At 49.6% G+C, this 23,346-nt stretch carries 22 protein-coding genes; 17 read left to right on the top strand and 5 right to left on the bottom strand.

The features are described 5' to 3' along the window. Positions 1–23: 23 nt before the first annotated feature. Positions 24–1,352 carry a branched-chain amino acid transport system II carrier protein gene (gene brnQ, locus B2M23_RS02730; protein WP_172611275.1) on the bottom strand — a complete coding sequence of 443 codons (1,329 nt, stop codon included), beginning with the start codon at positions 1,350–1,352 and terminating at the stop codon, positions 24–26. 94 nt (positions 1,353–1,446) lie between these two features. On the opposite strand from brnQ, the gene B2M23_RS02725 reads away from it, so the two are divergent. Next, positions 1,447–1,920 carry an LURP-one-related/scramblase family protein gene (locus B2M23_RS02725; RefSeq protein ID WP_038353244.1) on the top strand — a complete coding sequence of 158 codons (474 nt, stop codon included), beginning with the start codon at positions 1,447–1,449 and terminating at the stop codon, positions 1,918–1,920. Here the strand turns inward: B2M23_RS02725 and B2M23_RS02720 are convergent, their stop codons facing one another. Beyond that, positions 1,921–2,271 (bottom strand): MerR family transcriptional regulator, encoded by a 351-nt coding sequence (locus tag B2M23_RS02720; RefSeq protein WP_038353243.1) that lies wholly within the window; start codon positions 2,269–2,271, stop codon positions 1,921–1,923. A gap of 87 nt (positions 2,272–2,358) precedes the next feature. Between B2M23_RS02720 and B2M23_RS02715 the strand changes: the two genes are divergently transcribed. From B2M23_RS02715 to B2M23_RS02650, 14 genes are all read left to right on the top strand, one after another. Then, complete coding sequence (locus B2M23_RS02715) at positions 2,359–2,742, top strand: carboxymuconolactone decarboxylase family protein (protein ID WP_038353242.1); 384 nt, start codon at positions 2,359–2,361, stop codon at positions 2,740–2,742. An 83-nt stretch (positions 2,743–2,825) separates the two neighbouring features. Continuing rightward, positions 2,826–3,545 carry a response regulator transcription factor gene (locus B2M23_RS02710; RefSeq protein WP_038353241.1) on the top strand — a complete coding sequence of 240 codons (720 nt, stop codon included), beginning with the start codon at positions 2,826–2,828 and terminating at the stop codon, positions 3,543–3,545. Beyond that, a complete protein-coding gene (locus B2M23_RS02705; protein ID WP_038353240.1) occupies positions 3,542–4,939 on the top strand; it encodes a sensor histidine kinase in 1,398 nt (465 codons plus the stop codon). The genes B2M23_RS02710 and B2M23_RS02705 overlap by 4 nt, the downstream gene beginning before the upstream one ends. A 105-nt stretch (positions 4,940–5,044) precedes the next feature. Next, positions 5,045–7,543 carry an ABC transporter permease gene (locus B2M23_RS02700; protein ID WP_081571080.1) on the top strand — a complete coding sequence of 833 codons (2,499 nt, stop codon included), beginning with the start codon at positions 5,045–5,047 and terminating at the stop codon, positions 7,541–7,543. Between the two features lie 10 nt (positions 7,544–7,553). Beyond that, entirely contained in the window at positions 7,554–8,237 is a 684-nt protein-coding gene (locus tag B2M23_RS02695) for an ABC transporter ATP-binding protein (RefSeq protein WP_038353239.1), read from the top strand. A 54-nt stretch (positions 8,238–8,291) separates the two neighbouring features. Then, positions 8,292–10,331, top strand: coding sequence for a copper-translocating P-type ATPase (locus B2M23_RS02690; RefSeq protein WP_038353238.1), 2,040 nt, complete (start codon positions 8,292–8,294; stop codon positions 10,329–10,331). A 117-nt stretch (positions 10,332–10,448) separates the two neighbouring features. Then, entirely contained in the window at positions 10,449–11,312 is an 864-nt protein-coding gene (locus tag B2M23_RS02685; RefSeq protein WP_038353237.1) for a S66 family peptidase, read from the top strand. Positions 11,313–11,381: 69 nt separating this feature from the next. Further along, a complete protein-coding gene (locus B2M23_RS02680; RefSeq protein ID WP_038353236.1) occupies positions 11,382–12,299 on the top strand; it encodes a helix-turn-helix transcriptional regulator in 918 nt (305 codons plus the stop codon). A 440-nt stretch (positions 12,300–12,739) separates the two neighbouring features. Then, positions 12,740–13,468, top strand: coding sequence for an ABC transporter ATP-binding protein (locus B2M23_RS02675; RefSeq protein ID WP_038353235.1), 729 nt, complete (start codon positions 12,740–12,742; stop codon positions 13,466–13,468). Beyond that, on the top strand, positions 13,455–14,198 hold the full coding sequence (locus B2M23_RS02670) for an ABC transporter permease (RefSeq protein WP_038353472.1): 744 nt from the start codon (positions 13,455–13,457) through the stop codon (positions 14,196–14,198). The genes B2M23_RS02675 and B2M23_RS02670 overlap by 14 nt, the downstream gene beginning before the upstream one ends. A gap of 88 nt (positions 14,199–14,286) precedes the next feature. Continuing rightward, positions 14,287–14,925: a TetR/AcrR family transcriptional regulator gene (locus B2M23_RS02665; RefSeq protein WP_038353234.1), complete on the top strand. Its 639-nt coding sequence runs from the start codon at positions 14,287–14,289 to the stop codon at positions 14,923–14,925. Further along, the gene (locus B2M23_RS02660; protein ID WP_038353233.1) at positions 14,912–15,997 is read left to right on the top strand and encodes a radical SAM/SPASM domain-containing protein; all 1,086 of its coding nucleotides are present in this window, start codon (positions 14,912–14,914) and stop codon (positions 15,995–15,997) included. Before B2M23_RS02665 ends, B2M23_RS02660 begins: the two co-directional genes overlap by 14 nt. 167 nt (positions 15,998–16,164) lie before the next feature. Then, on the top strand, positions 16,165–18,504 hold the full coding sequence (locus tag B2M23_RS02655; protein ID WP_052237362.1) for an ATP-binding response regulator: 2,340 nt from the start codon (positions 16,165–16,167) through the stop codon (positions 18,502–18,504). A gap of 137 nt (positions 18,505–18,641) precedes the next feature. Then, positions 18,642–19,385, top strand: coding sequence for a putative ABC transporter permease (locus tag B2M23_RS02650; protein ID WP_038353232.1), 744 nt, complete (start codon positions 18,642–18,644; stop codon positions 19,383–19,385). On the opposite strand, the gene B2M23_RS02645 is transcribed toward B2M23_RS02650, so the two are convergent. Further along, a complete protein-coding gene (locus tag B2M23_RS02645) occupies positions 19,346–19,969 on the bottom strand; it encodes a GTP-binding protein (RefSeq protein ID WP_038353231.1) in 624 nt (207 codons plus the stop codon). The genes B2M23_RS02650 and B2M23_RS02645 overlap by 40 nt on opposite strands. 271 nt (positions 19,970–20,240) lie before the next feature. Between B2M23_RS02645 and B2M23_RS02640 the strand changes: the two genes are divergently transcribed. Beyond that, complete coding sequence (locus tag B2M23_RS02640) at positions 20,241–21,281, top strand: uroporphyrinogen decarboxylase family protein (protein WP_038353230.1); 1,041 nt, start codon at positions 20,241–20,243, stop codon at positions 21,279–21,281. A gap of 402 nt (positions 21,282–21,683) precedes the next feature. Then, positions 21,684–22,022, top strand: a complete 339-nt coding sequence (locus B2M23_RS02635) for a helix-turn-helix domain-containing protein (RefSeq protein ID WP_052237361.1) — start codon at positions 21,684–21,686, stop codon at positions 22,020–22,022. 36 nt (positions 22,023–22,058) lie between these two features. Here the strand turns inward: B2M23_RS02635 and B2M23_RS02630 are convergent, their stop codons facing one another. Both B2M23_RS02630 and B2M23_RS02625 read right to left on the bottom strand, forming a co-directional pair. Next, complete coding sequence (locus B2M23_RS02630) at positions 22,059–22,643, bottom strand: class I SAM-dependent methyltransferase (protein WP_038353229.1); 585 nt, start codon at positions 22,641–22,643, stop codon at positions 22,059–22,061. 7 nt (positions 22,644–22,650) lie between these two features. Further along, positions 22,651–23,187, bottom strand: a complete 537-nt coding sequence (locus tag B2M23_RS02625; RefSeq protein ID WP_038353228.1) for an ECF transporter S component — start codon at positions 23,185–23,187, stop codon at positions 22,651–22,653. Between the last annotated feature and the right edge of the window lie 159 nt (positions 23,188–23,346).

Here is a 23,346-nt window from a genome sequence, read left to right as displayed (position 1 = left end):
GTGTACAGCCGAGGCAAAACAGCCTACTCATTGGCCGGCGCCGCTTTCTTTTTAAAGGTGAGGGACAGCAGAATTCCCAGAACAATGCCGATGGCCGCGGGAATCAGCCATCCCAGGCCAATGCTGTAAAGAGGAATTTTGGACGTCATGCTGGTCAGCCAGGGGATGGTCAGGCTTTTTTGATCCAGAGCGTAAATAACGCTGACCACGCCGGTAAACAGGATGGCTGTGGGGTAGACGCGGGAAAAGCTGCCAATCCATTTTTGCAGAAAAGCCAGCAGAATCAGCACAATAGCCACTGGATAAAGGCAGTTGAGCACTGGTATGGATATTTCCAGAATTTTGTTCAGCCCCGCGTTTGAAATAACCATACTGATAAAGGCAAAAAAGACAGCCCACTTCTTATAAGAGAACCGCGGAAAAATTCCGCTGAAATATTCGCTGCAGCAGCTGATCAGTCCAACGCAGGTGTTCAGGCAGGCAATGAGGAAGATCAAAGCCAGAATGATGAGCCCGGCCTGTCCGAAAAGGTGCATGACAATCTGGGTCAGCGTCTGCGCACCGTTGGCAGTAGCGCCAAAGCTGCCGCCGGATAAAGCGCCTACATGGGTCAGAGCCGCATAGACTGCCAGCAAAAGCCCGCCGGCAATCCAGCCAGCCTTGATGGTTTCGCGCACGACCAGTCTATCCTCACCAACGCCAAAAGCCCTTATGTTTAAAGCGATAATAATACCGAAGTTAAGCGCCGCGATAGTATCCATTGTCTGATAGCCGTCAAGAAAGCCCTGGACAAAGGAGTTAGAGGTGTAACTGCCAGTGGCAGCGCCATAACTGCCCGGCGGAAAAACCACGCAGGCAGCAAAGATAATGAAAATCAAGGCAAGCAGACAGGGAGTCAGCTTTTTGCCGAGCCGGTCTGTGAGCTTATCGGGTTTTAGGGCCAGCAGCAGCGCCACAGCAAAAAAGACAATGGAGTAGAGCAGCAGTATAAGACTGCCGCCGCTGCCCTCAGGCAAAAACGGCAGTACTGCCATTTCGAAGGAAGTGCTGGCCGTACGCGGAATGGCGAGACAGGGGCCGATGGACAGGTAAATTAAAAAGGTGAATACTGCCGCGAAAGCAGGGTGCACCCGTCCGGCCAGTGCGTCCAGCCCGCCGGATTTCGCCACAGCTGCTACCCCCAGTATGGGCAGGCCAATGGCACTGATGGCAAAGCCCGCAAAAGCGATCCAGGTCAGGCTTCCGGCCTGTTCCCCCAGAAAGGGCGGAAAAATTAAATTTCCCGCGCCAAAAAACATCGAGAAAAGCGTAATCCCGATGAGAAAAGTGTTTTTTCGTGATAATTTCTGCATAATATCTCCTGTAAATACAATCAATAGGTGCATTATAGCATAAAATTAAAGGAAATAGTTGTATTATGACAAGTATACATTGAAGGAGGAAAAGATGAAATTACTATTCAAGCAGCGGCTGTTCTCTTGGTTTGACAGCTACGATATTTATGATGAGGCGGGAGAAACGGTTTTTATGGTTAAGGGCCGTCTGTCCTGGGGACACTGCCTTGAGATTTATGACCGCTTCGGCGAGCGTGTGGGGACTGTAAAAGAGGAGGTGCTCACCCTGCTGCCGCGGTTCGCTCTGTACCAGAATGGCCGGGAAATTGGAGAGATTCAGAAAAAATTTACTTTTTTCAGATCAGCCTTCACGCTGAACTGCAACGACTGGAGCGTGGAGGGGGATCTCTTTGAGTGGGAGTACGAGGTGGTGGACGGCCAAGGACGCATGGTCATGCAGGCGTCCAAGCAGCTGTTTAATTTTACCGATACCTATGTGATCGACATCGCAGATCCACAGGACATGCTCCTGTCCCTGATGATTGTTCTGGCCATTGACGCGGCCAAATGCTCGCAGAGAGATTGATTATTTTATCATTTCCTCATAAATGCCGATCTTGGCATCGAGGTTTTCGAGATATTCATCCCATTTGCGGCGCTGTTCCTCGACGTATTCCCGGTGCTTTCTGAGAATTTCCAGGCGCCTGGCGGCAGTATGGTCGCCCTCATAACGGAGGTCTGCGTAAATTTTTATATCCTTTAGCAGCATGCCGGTATCCTTCAGGCGTTTGATGAAGCGCACCCACTCAATATCCTTTTCCCTGTAAAAACGGCGGCCTTGTCCATCCCGCGGGACCCGGATAAGGCCTTTTTTTTCGTAGAAACGCAGGGTATGTTCGCCGATGCCTGTCTTTTTAGTAAGTTCACCGATGGTCATTTTTAAGACTCCTTAATCTTCCTCTTGACTTTGACTATAGTCTAAGGACTACACTTTTATTATAAAAGAAACAGGAGGTAAGATCAAATGGATGACAAAAGGTTTGACAAAGGATTGGAAATGCTGCGCCGGATTGACGGCGGTGCGGGTGAGGGTGTGATAGCGTCTCTGGAGGACATTGCGCCGGATCTGGGAAGGTATATCGTGGAGTTTGCTTTTGGGGATATTTACCCCAGGGACGGGCTTACACTAGAGGAGCGGGAGACCATCACCATCGCCAGTCTGCTGACCTCAGGCAGCTGTGAGGCACAGCTGAAGGTTCACATTAACGGTTCCTTAAATGTGGGGCTTTCCCCGGAAAAAATCATTGAGGTTTTCATCCAGTGTATTCCATATGTGGGTTTTCCCAGAGTTTTAAACGGGGTGGCTGTGGCAAAGGCGGTTTTTAAGGAGCACCGCCTGGAAGGCTGAATTGAGCCTGTGCGCTTGACAGGGTTCTCCAAATGGCATATAGTGGACGAAAACAGAAGCGAAGCCATAAAAAGGAGGCGGCCATGGAAAGCGTTTATGACAAAAGAATTTTACTGGTCGATGATGAACCAGACATCACCGGTTTGGTGGAAACAGCCCTCATAAAAGAGGGATTCCGCTGTGTTGACAAGGCGTTCACAGGAAGTGAAGCCCTCGCGGCCTGTAAGAAAAATGCGCCAGATGTGGTGATTCTCGACATCATGCTGCCAGATATGGACGGAATCGAGGTTTGCCGGGCGATCCGTGAATTTTCCTACTGCCCGGTACTTTTTTTATCCGCGAGAAACGATGATGTGGATAAAATTCTCGGGCTCAGCAGCGGCGGGGATGACTATATTACCAAACCCTTCAGCCCAAAGGAACTGGTCTTTCGTATCAAGGCCCAGCTCCGGCGGCTGGAATACAATAAAACGTCTGAGGCTGCCGCCAGTCGGCGCATAAGCGTCGGCGGGCTGGAGATTGATGTGGACGGCAGCCGTGTTTATCAGGATGGGCGGGAGCTTGGGCTGACTGCCCGGGAGTTTGGTATTCTTTTGTATCTGGCCGAAAACGCAGGGAAGATCATCAGCAAGGACCGGCTTTATGAGCAGGTCTGGGGAGAGATGAGCGCAGTGTGTGACAATACCATCATGGTTCATATCCGTCATCTCCGGGAGAAGATTGAGAAGGATCCTTCAAGGCCAGAACTTATCCTGACCGTTAAGGGACTGGGCTATCGGCTGGCTGTGGGGACAGGGCAATGAAACAGTCCGGCTATAAATCTGCTTTTCACATCTACGGCTTATTTTTAATCCTCATGATGCTTATTCTGGCCGCCGGAGCAGGTATGGTGGTCTACGCCGTGACCGTCCAGAAGCCAAATGGAGAAATTGTCCGGAGCGACTGGCCCGCTGAGTTTACCGGGGCTTTTTCGGAGGAAATTATTTTTCAGGAGGGGGAGCCAGTGATCACTCAGAAGGGATTTGAAATGCTGGAGAATAATGGACTCTGGCTCCAGATTCTGGACGGTGCCGGCCATGTAGTTAAAGGCGTCTCTGTGCCGGAGGGGCAGCCAGAGGAGTATTCGCCGGACAGGCTGCTCAGTACGCTGGACAGCAGTGGAGACAAAGCTGTTTTTTCGGGTGTGTCAGAGGATAATGGCCGGAGCTGGACCTATCTCATCGGTTTTCCCATGGATATTGCCAAGATCACGATGAATGTGAACGCCGGTCATTTTCCCTCGGGCAAGTCGTATGTGCTGTTTGGCGCAGGCGCAGTGCTTTTTCTGACAGCAGGTCTTGGGCTGGCCTATGGCTTTGCGGTTACCCGCAGGCTTTCAAAAATGACCAGGGCAGTGGAGGAGATCGCTGGCCGCCGTTATATGAAGACTCACGAAAGAGGCGCTTTCCAGGATGTTTATGCCAGCCTGAACACATTGGATCAAGCACTCCAGGAGGCAGAGGAAGCCCGAAAGAAAGACGCGCGGATGAGGGAGGAGTGGATCGCCAATATTACGCACGACCTTAAAACGCCGCTGTCGCCCATACGGGGATATGCCGAGCTGCTGGCCAATTCGGATGATACGCCGGATGCTGGGGAGCTTCAAAAATACAGCGCTGCGATTCTAAAAAATACCGCCTATGCCGAGACGCTCATCAATGACCTGAAACTTACCTACCAGCTGGAAAATGGCATGGTGCCCCTTAATCTGAAAGCCCTGGATATCATCCGGTTTGTTCGGGAGCTGGTCATCGACTGTCTGAACGATCCCCGACATGCCGGACGTGCTGTAGAATTTGAGGCAGAGGGCTGCCAGATTTTGAATTTTGATCCGGGACTTATGAAGCGGGCCTTAAATAATCTGTTCATCAATACACTTCTGCACAGCGGCAGTGACGCGAGAATCGGGGTGGAAATTATTTCAGGGATTCCCTGTCAAATCCGGATCTGGGACGAGGGCGGGGGAATGTCTGAAACGCAGTTAAACCGGATTTTTGACCGTTACTACCGGGGCGCTCCAGCTGCCACAGACAGCGGAGGGACCGGTCTTGGCATGGCCATTGCCCGCGAAATTATCTCGCTGCATGGCGGAAAGATATCGGTGGACAGCTGTCTGGGGGGCGGGACAGCGTTCAGGATCACGCTTCCTCAAAATTAAGATTAAAATAAGGTTTGTTGAAAGCAGGCGTAAGGCCGGCGGTTTATTCTTAGAGTAAGCCGCCGGTTTTTTCGTGCGGCAAAACTCAGGAAAGCAGGTGAGCTTTTGAAAATTATATTCAGGTATATTTTAAACAATATCCGTGAGCGAAAGCTGCGGACAGCGGTAATGCTGCTGTCCATTGTACTCTCTGCTGTGCTGCTTTTTGTCTCGCTGTGCATTGGCGATTCCTATGAAGCCGCTCAGCGTAAAATGGCAAAAGGAATGGCTGGAAGTGCGACTGTGGTTGTAACGGCCCAGGCAGGTGAGGATGGCAGAACGGCAAAGATAAGGAAGGAAGCGGTTCCCGATTTACCGGAGATCGGCTGGGCTGTGGGGATACTTGAGACAAAAGGACTTTACAGCGAGGAGGGCTACTATGAGAATTTTGATCTGCTTGCCGCAGATTTAGAGGAATTGTCTGCCATCAATGAGCCGCGCCTGTTAAGTGGCGAAAAGCTCAGCCCACTTAAGGAAGATGAAATTGTTTTGCCGGAAAAATTTACCTCAAAATATCCGATGAAGGCCGGCGATGCCTTAAGTCTTGAGATTGACGGGGAAAAAAGAACGTTTCGCGTCGCGGCTGTCGCGGCCTATGACACGGTGTTTTTAAGAAATACACGGGGTTTTAACGCCCTCGTCTCCGAGGAATGTCTGAGAGGACTGGACGGAGTGGCAGCAGGTTACAGCCGGATACTGGTGGCCCCTGCGGAGGGTGTGTCAGCAGAACAGCTAATGGATTCGCTCTCCGCGGCCCTGCCCGGTGCACAGTACACGGTTGAAAAAACCTATGATGAAGCCCAGGTACAGGCCGACGCCCGGCAAAAATCCATGCCATTTTTCCTGATCAGCTTTTTTTCCCTGGTCATGAGCGTGTTTATTATTTTCAGCAGTTATCAGGTGATTACCCTGGAGCGGCTTCCAGTCATTGGAACCTTCAGGAGTATCGGCGCCACGAGGCGGGCAGTCACAGGGATATTGCTGATGGAAAGCATGGTCTATAGCATTTTGAGTGTTGTTATTGCGATTCCGGTGGGGACAGCGGTATTGGGACTGCTGCTCCAGGGCCTGGGGGACTCCCTTTCCCAGGGGATCGCCATTCCCATGGTGGTGTCGCCGCTCAATGTGTTGCTGTCCTCTGCTGTGGCAGTGCTGGTGTCCCTGCTCAGCGCATACATTCCTGTGCGCCGCGCCAGCAGGCTGCCGGTTAAGGAGGTCGTGCTCGGAAGCGTGGCACAGAAGCGGGTGTCAACAAAGGCACGGCTGGCGGCTGGCACAGTGCTGCTGGTGCTTTCCATTGCCGCGCCTCGGCTGCTGTCCCTTGAGGATAACGCGCTGTTTCTTGTCGGGGGACTCTCTCTGCTGGGCATTCTTGCCGCGGCGATTTTGATGATCCCGCCAGTGGCGGACGGGGCCGCCTGGGTTATGGAGAAGATATATGCCTGCTGCTTTGGAAATGAGGGAATGCTGGCAGCCCGAAACCTGCGGAATAACCGCAACGTCCATCAGAATATTACCCTGCTATTTATCAGTCTTTCGGCCGTCATCGCCATCAGTGTGGTGGGGAGCTTTGTGAACCAGTATATCAGCGATGTGTTTAACGGTGCAGCACTCGACGGCTTTGCCGACGCTCAGATGGCACCAGAATTTGTGGGAGAGGTACAGGAGATTGACGGAGTCCGGGAGGTTATGCCCATGTATGTTATGAATGGAGCGGTCGAAAGCGGCGGTGTTCTCTTTGACCGCCTGGAGGCTGTGGAGGATCTGGAGCAGTATAATGCCATGCTTGCTGTCAGGTACCCTGACGCGGCGGCAGAGAATTCCGCCTTGTCTGAATTTGGAATGGGCAGGGTGATTCTTTTAAAGACAGACACCATGAAGCAGCGAGGCCTTGGGGTTGGCGACACCATTGAGCTGTCGATGAATGGACAGGCTTTTGATTACAGGGTGATTGGCAGCATGGAGTCCCGGGCGGATGACGCCCAGGCAGTGATTCCGGCGGCCTGCGCCGTGTCGGATTTCGGCCAGTCAGAATATGGCTTTCTGGCTTACACCGCCGACGATCCCGATGCGGTGATGATCCGTATCCGTAACCTTTTCGGCGAAAAGGAAAACTGGAGCCGGACAGTTGAGGAGTTTAACCAGGACGCCATGGGTGTGGTCGGCGCTTTTCTCTCACCCATGCACAAGCTGACGTATTTTATTCTGTTTCTGGCAGGCGCAGGGGTGATCAATAATCTGCTCATCAATTATCTGCAGAGGCGGCGCACCATTGCCATGTACAAATCTGTTGGAATGAGCAATAGACAGAATATTAAAATGACGCTTCTGGAAGGTTTTTCCTCGGGCATCATCGGGGCGTTTATCGGAGTGATGGTGTCATGGCTGTTGATCCAGACCATCTTTCTGGTGGCGGGGCCGCAGATTGCCATGACACCAACCCTGGATATAAAGGTATTTCTGGCGGCCGGACTGGCGGGAGTCCTTATCAATTTAGCCGGGGCAGTGGTTCCGGTGATTAAAGGGTCAAAGATGGATCTGGTTGAAGAAATTAAATGCGAGTAAAGGAGAAAAAATGAAGCATATGAAAAAAACAGCAGTGGAAGCCCGCAATATCATTAAGGATTACCAGATGGGTGAAGTGACGGCTTCGGTTCTGAAAAATATTTCCCTGGAAATATATCAGGGCGAATTTGTATCCATCATGGGGCCATCCGGCTCTGGAAAAAGCACACTGCTCTATATTTTGGGAGGGCTTGATGAGCCCACAGACGGCAGTGTTATCCTGCAGGGGCAAGATATTTCACAGTGGGATGACAAGCGGAAAAGCCTGATGCGCCGCAGAGATATTGGTTTTGTCTTTCAGTTTTATAATTTGATACCAAATCTGACGGTTGAGGAAAATATTCTGCTGTCTGTGCTTTTGGATGGCAAGAGCCGCTGTGACTTACAGCCCCGGCTTGACGATCTTCTGGAAATCGTGGGGCTTACGGACCGCAGAAAGCACACACCGCGTGAGCTTTCCGGCGGTCAGCAGCAGCGTGTCGCCATTGCCCGTGCTTTGGTCAACGATCCGGAGATTCTGTTTGCCGATGAGCCTACCGGCAACCTTGACAGCAAGACCGGCTGGGAGATCATGACGCTTTTGCAGCGCATCAACCGGGAAAGGGGCGTGACGATCCTTATGGTCACGCACTCTGCCGATTCGGCTGAGTGCGGCAGCCGGACAGTGGTGGTAAAGGACGGGCGAATTGTGTGAAATGATGTGAAACCAAAATTCAGGGTATATACCTTTTAAAAAAGGAGCGATACCATGAACGATACACATCATACAATGGAGCATAACCACAGTATGGAGGGGATGGGCGAAATGGACCACTCGTCTGTGCAGATGGGCGGCATGGATCACCACGCCATGATGGTTCAGGATTTCAAGAGACGGTTCTGGGTGTCCCTGACTGTGATGATTCCCATCATGGTTCTTTCACCCATGATACAGATGTTTTTAGGCGTTGACTGGCGTTTTCCAGGGGATTCTTATGTTCTGCTGGCCCTGTCAACGTTTTTGTTTTTTTACGGCGGCTGGCCTTTTCTCAAGGGTGCCAGGGATGAACTGAAACAAAGATCTCCGGCCATGATGACCTTGATTGCCCTGGCGATCATTGTCGCCTATGTCTACAGTGCGGCGACGGTATTTGGTGTACAGGGATCAGACTTTTTCTGGGAGCTGGCGAGCCTGATCGTCATTATGCTGCTCGGCCACTGGATTGAAATGCGCTCGGTGATGGGCGCGTCTAAGGCTTTGGAGGAGCTTGCCAGGCTCATGCCTGAAAACGCCCATATGATTATGGATAACGGCGAGACCATGGATATGCCGGTCAGTAGCCTGAAAACCGGACAGGCAGTCCTCGTGAAGCCCGGGGAGAAAATCCCTATTGACGGCGTTGTGTATGAAGGAGGCTCAGAGGTCAATGAGGCCATGATCACCGGAGAAGCTGTACCTGTTGAAAAAGGGAAGGGTGATGATGTGATTGGCGGTTCTGTCAATGGCGACGGGATTTTAAAATTTAAGGTGAGCCATGTCGGGGATGAAACCTTTTTATCTCAGGTGATCCGTTTGGTTCGGGATGCCCAGGCCTCTAAATCCAATACGCAGCGGCTGGCGGACAGGGCGGCTAAATGGCTCTTCTATATCGCGCTGGTCACTGGTATTATCACCTTTGTTTCATGGATGGCCATTGAGGGAAACCTGAACTTTGCCGTTACCCGGGCAGTGACGGTTATTATTATCTGCTGTCCTCATGCCCTTGGCCTTGCCATGCCGCTTGTAACCTCAGTATCGACCAGCCTTGCGGCAAAAAACGGACTGCTGATCCGCAACCGTGCCGCCTTTGAAAATGCCCGAAATCTGGATGCGGTGGTGTTCGACAAAACCGGCACACTGACAGAAGGCAGTTTTGGCGTAACAGATATACAGGCCGACTGCGTTTCACAGGATGAACTTCTGGCCATTGCCGCTTCGGTAGAGGCAAATTCGGAGCACCCCATTGCCAGAGGGATTGTGGAAGCAGGAAAAGACAGGAAGCTGGCATCGCTCAGGGTCACAGATTATCAGAACCTGACTGGCGAAGGGTTGCGGGCCACCGTGGATGGACAGCCTGTCAAGATTGTCAGCCCAGGCTATCTGAAGCGCGAGGGTGTCGCGTTTGATGAGAAAGCCTATAGCAGCCTTGCCAAAGAAGGAAAAACCGTTGTGTTTATTCTCCGAGACAACAAGCTGCTGGGCTTCATCGCTTTATCCGACGTGGTGCGCCCCACAGCGAAGGAAGCTGTAGATGAGCTGAAGCAGATGGATGTCACTTCCATTATGCTTACCGGAGACAACCAGAGGGCAGCAGACTACGCGGCGCGGCAGCTGGACATCAGCAAGGTGTTTGCAGAGGTGCTTCCGGGTGACAAGGCGTCAAAGATTGATGCGCTTCACCGCGACGGGCGCAGGGTTGCCATGACCGGCGACGGGGTCAATGACGCGCCTTCTCTGGCGAAGGCAGATCTCGGCATTGCCATCGGCGCCGGAACCAGCGTGGCCATTGAAACCGCGGATGTTATTCTGGTCAAGAGCAATCCTCTGGATGTGGTCAGCATTCTAAAGCTCTCGCGGGCGACTTTTAAGAAAATGGTGCAAAATCTGATCTGGGCCACAGCCTATAATGTGGTGGCTCTGCCGTTGGCCGCGGGTGTGCTCTATTACCAGGGCGTGGTCATCAGCCCGGCGGCAGGGGCAGTGCTGATGTCGCTGAGCACTATCATTGTCGCCATTAACGCGCGTCTGTTGAAATTGCCGAAAAAATAAGTCGAAAACTTAACAATAGACAAAGACCGGGGTTCATACTATAATGGAAATAAGATGTCCTCGTAAAGGCACAGTGCTGAGCGGAGGGCAAATTTACTGACGAAGGGAGCAACACAAATGAAACTGAAAGCCGGAGATAAAGTTGGCATCGTGGCCTGTTCTAACGCGCAGCCCGCCGCCAACCGGACCCATGTGGAAAAACTACTTGAAACCCTGAGACAGGCAGGCCTGGACCCCGTCTGCAGTCCTTATATTTTTGAAAAATCACGTTTCTTCAGCGGAACAGCCCAGGAAAAGGCCAGAGCGCTGATGGATTTTTACAGTGACAATACGATTAAAGCGATTTTTGATCTGTCAGGCGGTGACCTCGCCAATGAGGTGCTGGAATATCTGGACTACCAGGTGCTTAAGGACAATGCTAAGCCCTTCTTTGGCTACAGCGATGTGACGGCCGTGATCAACGCCATCTATAAGGAAACCGGCCATCCGGGCACTCTCTACCAGATCAGAAACCTGATCTATGACTTCCGGATCGAACAGTTCAGCCGCTTTAAGGACTCCCTTTTCCAGGGCGGGCGGGCCCTGTTCGATTTTGACTATGCGTTTCTGCAGGGCAGCCATATGGAGGGGGTGGTGGTCGGCGGCAATATCCGCTGCTTCCTGAAGCTGGCAGGAACGCCCTATTTGCCGGATTTTTCAGAAAAGCTGCTTTTCCTGGAGAGCTACAGCGGCGGCGCAGACCGGATGGTTTCACTGCTCAACCAGTACCGCCAGATGGGCGTTTTTGACAAGATAAACGGAATTATTCTGGGAAGCTTCACCAAGATGGAGGAGGCGGAGGAAAAACCTGAGATCGGAGACCTTGTAAAAGAGGTTGTCCGAAACGATGCAATGCCCATTGTCAAAACAAGACAAATTGGTCACGGACCGGATTCCAGAGCCATTGTGATCGGTATGCCGCTGACGCTTGAAGCAAATTAAAGATTTTCGCAAATGCGGTCAAGAATCTCCTGAGAAACAGGTCTATACTGGTAAAACGGAGGTGAGCTGATGAAACGGGAAGAAAAAATACTGGCAGTCCAGAGGATGCAGGATTACATCAAAAATCATATGACAGAAACCATCACACTGAAGGAGTTGGCCGATTGTGCGGGCTACTCACCCTTCCACTGCTCCAGGATTTTTAAAGAGCTGACGGGTAAATCACCCTTTGACTATATCCGGGCCCTGCGCCTGAGCAAGGCAGCCCTTAAGCTGCGGGACGAAGAAAAGGTGAAGGTGGTGGATGTGGCTCTGGATTTTGTCTTTGACAGCCATGAAGGGTTTACCCGGGCCTTTTCAAAGGCCTTTGGCATTACACCCCACCGCTACAGCAAAAATCCTCCGCCGATCAAGCTGTTTATGCCAGATCCGGTAAAGGACTGGTATCTCACCATGAAGGAGGGAGAAGAACGCATGAAAATTTATGAAAAACAGATCGACACGGTTTTTGTCCAGGTTATTGAAAGGCCTGCCCGTAAGCTGATGGTTAAATGGGCAAAATCGGCCGGAGAGTACTTTGCTTATTGCGAGGAGGTCGGCTGCGATATCTGGGGCGTGCTGTGCAGTGTCAAGGAGGCCTTATACGAGCCGGTGGGACTGTGGATGCCTGAGCGCTTCCGCCCTGCGCATGCCGGGCGTTATGCACAGGGGGTAGAGCTTCCTGTGGATTATGACGGGCCGGTGGCCGAGGGATTCGATTTAATTGAACTGCCCCCCTGTAAAATGATGGTCTTTCAGGGAGAACCCTTTGAGGATGAAAAGTTTTATCAGGCGGTCAAGGATATCGAGGCGGTAATCGACAGCTATGAGCCTGAGCTCTACGGTTTCGAGTGGGCAGATAATGATGGCCCGCGTTTTCAGCTGGAGCCCCAGGGATACCGTGGATATATTGAGGCCCGTCCGGTAAGGGGAAAAATGGAAAATTGAGAATGGAAAATTATACTACAAATTTGATGAAATGCGGTCTCTGACCGCTTCAGACTGCCAAAAAAGTGTCATAGTCCGAGACTGCGCCTTTTATCCAGATAAGAAAAAAGGTCCAGGCGCTGTGGATAACGGCCAGGAGTTGTGTCGCACTACCGGCACAGCCGGACATTGGCGAGATAAAGCGTCTACTTTGAGAAGAAGATACTGTTGTAGGGGTAATGCCCGCAGGACACTTTTTTCTTCCTTAGGTAAAAGGCTTCGTCTCCCAGGTTTTTGGATACTCTGAAGCGGCTTTGGCCGTTTTTTATTGGGAAAAATTGTGGATATGTGGAGGATTTTCGGGGTATCTGTGGATAAATTTTATTTTAGCAAGGGTGGTCAAGCACCTTTTTCTGCGGCGGGGTATAATCTCCTGGCAGAGATAAAAAGGAGGTGCAAAAATGGAAAAGGTTTTACAGGTACAGAACCTGAGTAAAAACTATGGCAGTGTGACGGCAGTAAGCGGCCTGAGCCTGAGCGTAGCCCGGGGGGAAGTCTTTGGACTCCTCGGCCCAAACGGTGCGGGGAAGAGCACCAGTATTGAGTGTATGCTGGGCGTGAAGAAAGCAAGCGCCGGAACTGTGGAAATTTTGGGGATAAACCCGTCTGAAGGGAGAAAAACACTTTTTGAACGTGTCGGCGTCCAGTTTCAGGAGACAGGCTATCAGGATAAAATCCGGGTGGGAGAGGTCTGCCGGATGACAGCTGCTCTTTACAGACAACCCGCAGACTGGCAGAGACTGCTCGCGGTATTTGACATACAGGGGCTTGAAAAACAGGAGGTAAGCCAGCTGTCCGGCGGAGAACGCCAGCGTCTCTCCGTTCTGCTGGCATTGATCCCCAACCCTGAGCTGGTATTTCTGGACGAGCTGACTACCGGGCTGGACACCCGGGCACGCCGGGAGGTCTGGCAGTATCTGAAGGAATTGAAAAAGGGTGGTCTGACCATTGTGCTGACCTCTCATTTTATGGATGAAGTGGAGGTTTTGTGTGACCGGGCGTTAATTCTGAAAAAGGGAGAGCCCCAGATCTGCGGAACCATAGGAGAGATAACAGAGGGAAGCCCTTGCAGCTGCTTTGAGGAGGCTTATCTCTGGTATACGGGAGGTGACGATGATGCGCGCGTTTAAAAGTTTATTCTGGATCGAGTTCAAGCTTTCCGTCAGGGCCATGAACCTGGTTCTTTTCGGCCTTTTTTCGCCGGCTGTTGTGGCTGTGATTATCGGTGTTATCTATGGAGCAAAGCCCGCATTTGACGGAGCGGGTTATTCGTTTATGGCCCAATCCTTCGGGGCGCTCTCAGGCATTGGTATCTGCGCCACAGGCCTGATGGGGCTGCCCCTGGCTCTGGCAGATTACCGACACCGAAAAATACTCAAACGCTTTGAGGTAACGCCTGTTAGTCCGGGAATGCTGCTCTTTGTGCAGATGGTTGTCAATTTTGTTTACGCCCTCGCGGCTATGGCAATGGTTTATGGAATTTGCCGGATGTTTGGCGGTGGATGGGAGGGAGGCTCCTTCCTTTATTTTGGTTTGTCCTTTCTGCTCGTCACAGTTTCCATCTACAGCCTGGGAATGCTGGTGGCGAGCGTGGCTGGAAATATCAAGACAGCTAACCTGCTGTGCACGGTTCTTTATTTTCCGATGCTGATTTTTTCTGGCGCAACGCTGCCCTATGAGGTTATGCCCCCGGCTCTGCAGCATGTGGCGGATATTATGCCCCTGACGCAGGGCGTGAAGCTCATGAAAAACGCCGCGCTGGGACTGCCCATCGAAAACGCCGCAGTGCCGGTTGCGGTGATGGTTATCCTGGCAGTCATCTGCGTTGTTGTATCCATCCGTTTTTTCAGATGGGAATAAAATTCCTTAAGGTTTGTTGACAAACTAACGATCGTTCGCATATAATAAAAACTAACGATCGTTAGTTTTTTTATTGAGGAGAATGATTATGAACACCAGGGAAAGGATCGCCTGCGAAGCGCTGACATTGTTCAGCGCAAAGGGCTACAGCGCCGTATCGGTTCGGGACATTGCCAGAGCCACCGGCATCAAGGAAAGCTCCATTTACAATCATTATAAGGGTAAGCAGGCTATTTTTGACGAGCTTGTAGAGACCTATGATACCCGGGCAGACGCCTTTTTCAGCCATTTTGCTTCACCGAAGCATCTTGAGGGAAACATCATTGAGAATATGGCCTATATGAAGACCATTGACAGTCTGGTTGAAATGGTACTGGCATCGGTAGAGCATTATCTCTCTGATGATTACTTTTTTAAGTTTTTCAGGATGCTGTCCATTGAGCGTTTTAACAATGAGAAGGTTCAGGCCATTTACCAGAAAATGTTTGTTGACGGCGCCCTCGATTATCAGGCGCAGCTCTTTGGCTGGATGATTGATAATGGCTATTTTGTCAGGGCAGACCCCAAAATGGCTGCGCTGCAGTTCTACAGCCCCATTTACATGCTTTTCAACCAGTATGAGCCTGGGGTTACAGATATGAAAGCAGTGCTGCAGACTCTGGAGAGACATGTCCGGCAGTTTGCAGCACTCTATGATGTGCGGGTGAAGCGTCATGAAGCAGAATAGTGAGCTTACCCGATATATGAACCGTGCCATTGAGAAACTGGCGGCCGGTGTTGTGAGAGGAACCCTTAAAAATCCGAAGGAGACAGCTTTTATTTTTAAGCTTCGGGACAGGCTTGTGCGGGCCATGAAGAAGCGTGAGGCTGCTGAAAAACAGGGGCGCCATATTCCGCCGTTTTTGATCTCAAGCATTGCCACAGAGTGTAACCTTCACTGCAAGGGCTGTTATGCACGGGCAAACGGTATCTGCAGCGCGAGCGAAGAAAAAGCGCTGACCGCTGAAGAATGGCAGAAAATATTTGAGGAAGCCGCTGGGCTCGGTGTTTCTTTTAATCTTCTGGCAGGAGGCGAGCCGCTCATGCGGTGGGATGTGCTGGAAGCGGCTGCCTGTGTAAAGGAGATGGTCTTTCCGGTTTTTACCAATGGTCTGTTGATTGACGAAGACACAGCGGATTTTTTTGAAAAGAACCGGCATCTGATACCAGTTATCAGTATTGAGGGCGACAAGGTACAGACCGATGACCGCCGCGGTGAGGGAACACACAGGGCAGTTCAGGAGGTTATGGAGCGCCTCAGCCAAAGAGGGGTCCTCTTTGGCGTGTCCATCACGGTCACCACTGAAAATCTCCATACAGTTGCTGGCGACGCTTTTATTAAAAAGCTTGACAGCCAGGGCTGCCGTCTTGTTTTCTTTGTGGAATATGTGCCAGTAGAGGAGAGCAGTGAGCCGCTGGCGCCTTCAGAAGCTGAGCGGGCTGTTTTAGAGCGGCGGCAGGCCGCGCTGAGGGAAGCCTTCCCGGGGATGATCTTTCTCTCATTTCCTGGTGACGAAAAGCATATGGGCGGCTGTCTGGCAGCCGGTCGGGGATTTTTTCATATCAATGCATATGGCGCGGCAGAGGCCTGCCCATTTTCACCCTATTCGGACAGAAGTCTGAGGGATTACACACTACTGGAGGTTCTGGATTCACCGTTTTTTACCCGTCTGCAACAGGAATCGCTGGTAGGCGGTGAGCATGACGGCGGCTGCGCGCTCTTCCAGAAGCGGGCTCAGGTGCAGGCTCTTTTAAAGTGAGATTAGAAGAAAGCAGCGGTTTCGTGGAGATTCGCTGTTTTTTTATTTTTTTGTCATGTTAAGAAAGCGTTGAATGCTTGTCAATTCTTGATAATATGCGTATAATAAATCATAATAAGTATAAAATTTTTAAAAAAGCCGATGCCGTTAAAAAGGAGGGGAGCAGTATGACACAAAATACCATTGAATCCATTCTTAATAACCTGAGTGGAACAGCGATCTATGTGATTCGTCAGGATGATCATCGAATATTATATTTTAATGACCGGGTAAAAGAAGTTACACCAGACGCCAGAATTGGATCAGTCTGCCATGAGCTGTGGGCTGGTACCTGCGCAAACTGTCCGCTCCCGGGACTTGAAGGCAAAGAACAGCACAGCACGATCAATTACAATGACCCTTTTGGCGAGGTGGTGGACATCTCTGCTTCAAAAATGATGTGGGAGGATAAAATACCAGCTGTATTGATCTCTGTAACACCACATATTTTAACTGAAACAGAGCGAAAGGCAGAGGAGAGAAGAGATTATCTTGCAGCGGCGGCGCTCAAGGTTTATGGACTGATTATTTCTGTGGATTTATGCCGGAATACCTATGAGATCATCGGCTGTGATGAGAGCAACTGGTTTCCCGAGGGCGAGTACGGCTGTTATGATGATCTGCTGGAGCAGGGAATCCGATCTACCCACCCTTCCTACAGCAGCGCTTTGAGAGAAACCTTTGGCCGTCAAAATGTCCTTAAAGCTTTTGAGAATGGAAAACGGGAACTGCAGCTTGATTTCAGGCAAAAGGATGAGGACGGCACATATCACTGGATGAATACATTGCTGCTCCGTGTCGGCAGCGCTGCAGAAAAAGGGAAGGCAATTTTGATGCTTTCCCAGGTAGACAGCCGGAAACGTCTGGAGCAGGAATGGGAAGCCTTTAATGCGGGTGTCACCACGCTTTTTGGGGAGTGCATGCTCCTCAATCTGGGGGACGGTACCTACACAACCGCAAAATTTGACAATTCCTTTCCGGAGTTCCCGGTACAGGGGGATTTTGAATCCCAGAATATTGAGTATTGCAATGCCCTGATACATCCCGATGACCGTGAAATGTTCCGGAAGGCTTTTTCGCTCGAAAGTATTAGAGAAAGCGTAGCGGCCGGGGAAAAAGTGATTGTCCGGGAATTGAGGAGACTGGCGCCGGATGGGATTTACCGCTGGACTGAAATGATTGGTGTTTTGGTAATAAGCGCGGCGGTGGAAGAAAAAACGGTGGTGCTGACCTTTAGGGATGTGGACGATATCCGAAAAGAAGAGGAACGGAAACGCGCCGCTCTTTTGGACGCTTTGAATCTGGCTGAGCAGGCTAACAACGCAAAATCGGACTTTTTGTCCAGAATGTCCCATGATATCCGGACACCAATGAACGCCATTATCGGCATGGCCTCTATTGCCGAGGCCAATATCCATGATATTGTCAGAACAGAGGACTGTATACATAAAATTCAGGCTTCAGCCAATTTCTTGCTGGCTCTGATCAATGATATTTTGGATATGTCGAAGATTGAAAGCGGAAAAATGACCATCAACCGGGAGCCCTTTGACCTGTGTGCCCTTCTGCGGGAGCTGGAAGCTATTATTGATGCACAGGCCAGAGAAAAAAGGCAGCAGTTCAGTGTGCTTATGCCCGAGCATATGGAGGCAGAGTACTACGGTGACAGCCTGCGCCTTAATCAGATTTTGATGAACCTGCTCAGCAACGCGGTCAAATACACGCCTGACGGCGGTAAGATTACCCTTCGGGTTAATGAAGAACGCAAGAAAGGCAAGAAGAGCGTGATGCGGTTTGAGGTCGAGGATAATGGTATCGGTATGTCTGAGGAATTTCTGAAGCATATATATGAACCCTTTAAACAGGATGGAAGTAAGGAAGGAAAAAGACAGGAAGGAACAGGTCTGGGGCTTTCTATTACCCGGAACCTTGTGCACCTGATGGGCGGAAGTATTTCCATCTCCAGCGAACAGGGAAAGGGAAGCTGCTTTATGGTTGAACTGCCCTTTGTGCAGGAAGAAGGGAACTGGCCGGAGGCTTCCTCAGAAAATAAAAGGACCGATGAACCGGAAAAAACAAAAGGTGGGTTTGAAGGGAAACGTCTTTTGATCGTAGAGGATAATCCGCTGAATCTGGAAATTGCTGAAATACTTTTCGGAATGGAGGGCTTTGATATTGAAACTGAGGAGGATGGAGCAAGCGCAGTCCGCTGTTTTTTAAATTCACCTGAGGGCTATTATGATATGATCCTGATGGATGTGCGGATGCCGGTGATGGACGGGCTGGAGGCCACAAAAGCTATCCGGAAGCTGGATCGGCCGGACGCGGCCACAATCCCAATTTTAGCTATGACCGCCAACGCCTTTACGGAAGACGTTAAGGCGACCCGGGAAGCAGGAATGAACAGCCACTTGGCAAAGCCTCTGGAAATGGAAGTCGTACTCAGGGAAATACGGAAATTTATATAAGATCTTAAAAAACCGCTGCCTGCAAAGCTGCGTTTTTTTGCTTAAACATTAATTTAATAATTCTTAAGAAATTGAGTAGGCCTTTCTTTATTTTTAGCGCGTACAATAAAGCTATAAAACAAGGGAGGCCAAGACAATTGATCCAGACACTAAAAAGAACCTTTAAATATTGGACAGTTTCGGAAGAAACGGATAAGAGCAGCTTTGCGCGGGGATTATGTTTTTACAAGCTGTTCTGGATTTTTCTGCTGGGCTGTGTTTTGGGTGTTGTTGTGGAAACCCTCTGGTGTTACTGGACACGCTCCTGTATCGAAAGCCGCAGCGGCGTTCTCTACGGGCCTTTCAATCCTGTATATGGCTTTGGAGCTGTGGCGCTGACACTGGGGCTTCAGCGGATTTCTAAAAAAGGTCGCCTGTGGATTTTTTTAGGCAGTATGCTGCTGGGCGGCGGGGTTGAATACCTCTGCAGCCTGGTACAGGAGATGAGCTTTGGCACATTATCCTGGGAATACAGCGGGACTTTTATGAATCTTAACGGCAGAACAAATCTTATGTTTGCCTTTTTCTGGGGAGCCCTTGGGCTTCTGTGGATACAGTTTTTTTATCCACTGCTGTCAAAAGGGGTTGAGCGGATTCCTAAAAAAACCGGGATCCGTCTGACTTGGATACTGGTTATCTTTATGATCGTCAATATGGCAGTTTCCGGCCTGGCAGTGGCGAGATGGTCCGAAAGAACAAGAGGAGTACCTGCGTCAAATGCCGCAGCAGTTCTGATTGATCAGAAATACCCCGATCCGCTCATGAAGCGGGTTTATCCCAATATGACTTTTCCGGCAGGTTTTCAGGAGGATGCCTCCGCAGAAAGCACCCCATCCAGATAACCGCAATAAGTATCGGAAAGCCCTTCCAGCAGATTCATGCGGTATACGGGAGCAGCCCTGTTAAAGCGGTTTCGGATTTCGTCGGAAAAGCGTATCATCTCAGGAGTAGCGGCGTCAATTTTATTTTGGACGATGCCTTCTGCCAGAGGAAGGGATTCCTCAAGGAGCGGCTCCAGTATAGAGAGAAACATTTCTGTCCGCAGAGGATCGAGGATAGAAATGTGATGGATGGAATCTCCACCATAGCCGGCCTGGCACAGTGGCTTATAGAGGGCTTTTGGGCTGGCAGTGCCAGAGGGCTCCATGAGAATGGCGTCGAGGCTGTAGCGCTCATTTAATTCAAGAACCATTTCCTTAAGATTTTGGGCCAGAGTACAGCAGATGCAGCCGCCAAAGAGTTCTCTGACCGCATAACCTTTTTTCTTCATATACAGGTTATCAACGCCGGTTTCTCCAGCCTCGTTGATGATCATGGCAATTTTATATCCTTTTTCCGTCAGATAACGGGCCGTAAGGTTAAGCAGAGTCGTTTTTCCTGAGCCCAGAAAGCCTGAAAAAAGGAAAAGCTTCGGTAAAGTATTCATGGTATTCTCCTTTTCTTTGTGCTTAGAATAGCATATTTTGAAAATGAATAAAAGACTTAAGTAAAATCGGTTAAAAGAGTGCAAAAAAGCATAAAAGATTACCAAAATTGTGTTTTTTCTGAAAAGAATAGGCTGAGTGGATGTCTGAAATCGCTTGCTTTTTTACAAAAATACCGATTTAAAAACAATACTAAAAAAAGCGTCGGGATTATAATAGTCTCATAAAGACCAGAGCTTTTATTTCTAAAAAAGAACAAGGAGAAATGTGAGAATGAATTCAAGAGAAAGAATGACGCTGACTCTTCAGCACAAGGAAGCGGACCATGTGCCGGTCTACCCGCTTATCAACAGCGCGTCGCGGCAGACCATTGGCTGTAACTACGAAGAATGGACAAAGGATGCGGATAAGTGCGCGGAATCCATTATCAAAGCGACTGATCTGCTGGATGTGGACTGCATCTGTACGCTGGTAGACCTGTCTGTGGAGGCAGCAGACTGGGGTATGAAGATGATCTATTACGAAGATCAGGCAGCCTGCCCGGACCACAATGATTTCTTTTTGAAATCAGAAAATGATTATGAAACACTGCCAGTGATCAACCCCAGGGAGACGCCGCGCATGAGTGAAATGATCCGGATGACTAAAAAGCTTGTGGATGCCAGAGGAGAAACCAAGCCGATTGTGGCCTTTGTTTTTGGCCCGCTGGGTATTCTCGGTATGCTTCGGGGACATGATTATATGTTTATGGATTTGATTATGTACCCTGAAAAAGTGCACAAAGCGCTCAGAACCATTACGGATACCCTCAAAGAATATTGCAGGGCATTAATTGAAGCCGGGGCAGACGCAATTATGTTTGACACCCTTTTTTCTTCTAAAACCATCATGCGCAAGGAAATGTGGGATGATTTTGAAGGGCCGTACATTGAAGAACTGGCGCAGCTGGTTCACGATGCGGGAAAGATGGTCATGATCCACAATTGCGGTGACGGCATTTATTTTGACGTTCAGATCAAGCGGATGCACCCCGAACTGATCTCCTTCCTGTATCTGCCGGATGACTGCGAAAGCATGGAAGAGCTCAAGGAAAAATATGGTCACCAGACCACACTGCTGGGGCATATTGATCCTGGAGAGCTGATGGTCACCAGCAAGGAAGATCTGGTTAAACAGTGCAGGGAACAGATTGATGTTTATAAGAAGGACGGTGGTTTCGTACTGGCAACCGGCTGTGAATATCCGGCACAGATGGATTTTGAGCACGCGAAAACCATGGTTGAGGTCGCAAAGACATATGGTAGATATGAATAAAAACTAAAAGCGGGCATTGTGCCTGCTTTTTATATTTAGAGTAAATAGTCAAACAAAGCAACAAAGTGGCATAATGAAAATCAAATTTTTTGAATATAATATTGCAGTTTTTAGAAAAATTGTTTATAATATAAAGAAAAGAAGTAAGTAAAACTATGTATAAATCAACAAAGTGGGTTGAAATGAGTACCTGGTGGAGCAGATGTACTCTTTTTGATAGAGAGATTGGATATCTAATAAAAAGCGGCGGCTGAGGAGGCAGTCGTTTTTTATTTTCTGAAAATAAAACAGAAGAAATCTGTATTAAATAAAAGTATGATAAATAATAAACGCTTGCAAACGATCCGGTGAGAGTATATAATGATTTATAGGGAAAATTAAAAATTAAGGGAGAGGAATCATATGAATGAAATCAATCATAAAGAGATCGGCCAACGGATTCGGAAGCAGCGTACTTTTTTAAATATGTCACGTGATGAGCTGGCCCGTAAAATTGGAATTACGCCGACTTTTTTGGCGGATATTGAACTCGGAACAAAGGGATTTTCGCTGAAAAGCCTGAACCGCTTCTGTAATGTTTTAAAAATGTCTTCGGACGCTATTTTGTACGGTCCCAAAGAATATAAAGGTGTCAAATATACAGAGCTTCTGGAGCTTCTGGAACGCTGCTCGCCTGAAAAAGCCAAGTTTGCTCAGGAAATTTTAACAATATACCTCTTGAGCCATGACCCTGTTGAATAAAATCGTGCCGGCGCAGCTGACCACGCCGGCATTTTTTTATTTTTTGGTTCCTGAAAGAATATAAAAAGCCGTGGTATCAACGGCAATGTCTACATTGAAAGCAGAAGAAAAAATCTGCCCTTCAGACTGTGCGTCTCTGAGGCCGGTCGAAACCTTGCGGACCTCCTGGCCGGAATGCCGGCCGTTTATAGTTTCCCTGCTCTCGCTGTGGGCGACCATAAACCGGCCGCCAGGTTTCAGGCAGGCTGAAAGCTGGTCGCAGAAAAGGGACTTATTCTCAAAGTGCGGGTAAGCGCTGTAGGCCACCGCAAAATCAAAGCTGCCCTCCTCAAAGCAATAGAAATCCGCAGTCTGGAAATGGACTCGTGAGTCGGGATGTTTTTTTCTGGCCATTGCAAGCATCTGATCTGAGAGATCAATGGCGACGATTTCCAGGGGATTTGTATCCAGCAGGCGGGGGATCAATACCCCTGTCCCCGTGGCGATATCCAGAATCCGTCTGTTCTCCGGCAGCTGGGCAAGGCTGACGATTGTATCAATTTTTTTCATGTCATGATGACACAGGTTATCCCAGTTTTCAGCAAGATTATCAAAATAGATTTTTGTCGATTTAATATTCATGACAGACCTACACTTTCGAAATTGTGGGTTTGGATATGACCATGGCTTTTTCCAACCCGATAACAAGAAGCGGAACAATCAGGATCTGAAGGATAATTCCAGGGAGTCCTGTGACAAAAGCGCCGGTCAGAAAGATCTGAAAACCGTAGGCCTTGCCCGCTACGCCGTAAAAAACCGCGGAGACGAGTCCGGAGACCACGCGTCCGCCAACCATGGCGGCAATGAGCGAAATGTAAATATTTTGCCGGAGATTTCGATACATAAGACCGGATAAGGCGCCATAGGCGGACAGCTCAAAAATCATGGCGGTACCGGTGGGGAAAAGGGGCGGCATGCCGGTCATAACAGAGGACAGAAGCGGTGTGACAGCGCCGCAGACCAGGCCAAAGGGCCAGCCGAAGCACAGGCCGCAAAGCAGCACAGGGATGTGCATGGGGAGAAAAACAGGTCCTGCGCCGATGAGATGGAAAACCTGAGGAAGTATAAGCCCAAGTGCAATGCAGAGGGCTGTGCCGACAAGATTTTTGGTTTGTGAGTGGTTCATAATATTACCTCCTGAAGAAACAAAAAACCGGTAAAACAGAGATTTCCTTCAGGAAACCACCACCTTACCGGCTTGTTGTTCACTTTATTTCTTTTCATTCTATTATAAAAATGAAAAGAATGCAAGGAGAAAAATAAAAAACACAGCTTGACAATTAAC

Origin of the sequence: Eubacterium limosum (genome assembly GCF_000807675.2) — a bacterium.
Lineage (GTDB): Bacteria > Bacillota > Clostridia > Eubacteriales > Eubacteriaceae > Eubacterium > Eubacterium limosum.
This window is presented reverse-complemented; position numbering and strand designations above follow the sequence as displayed.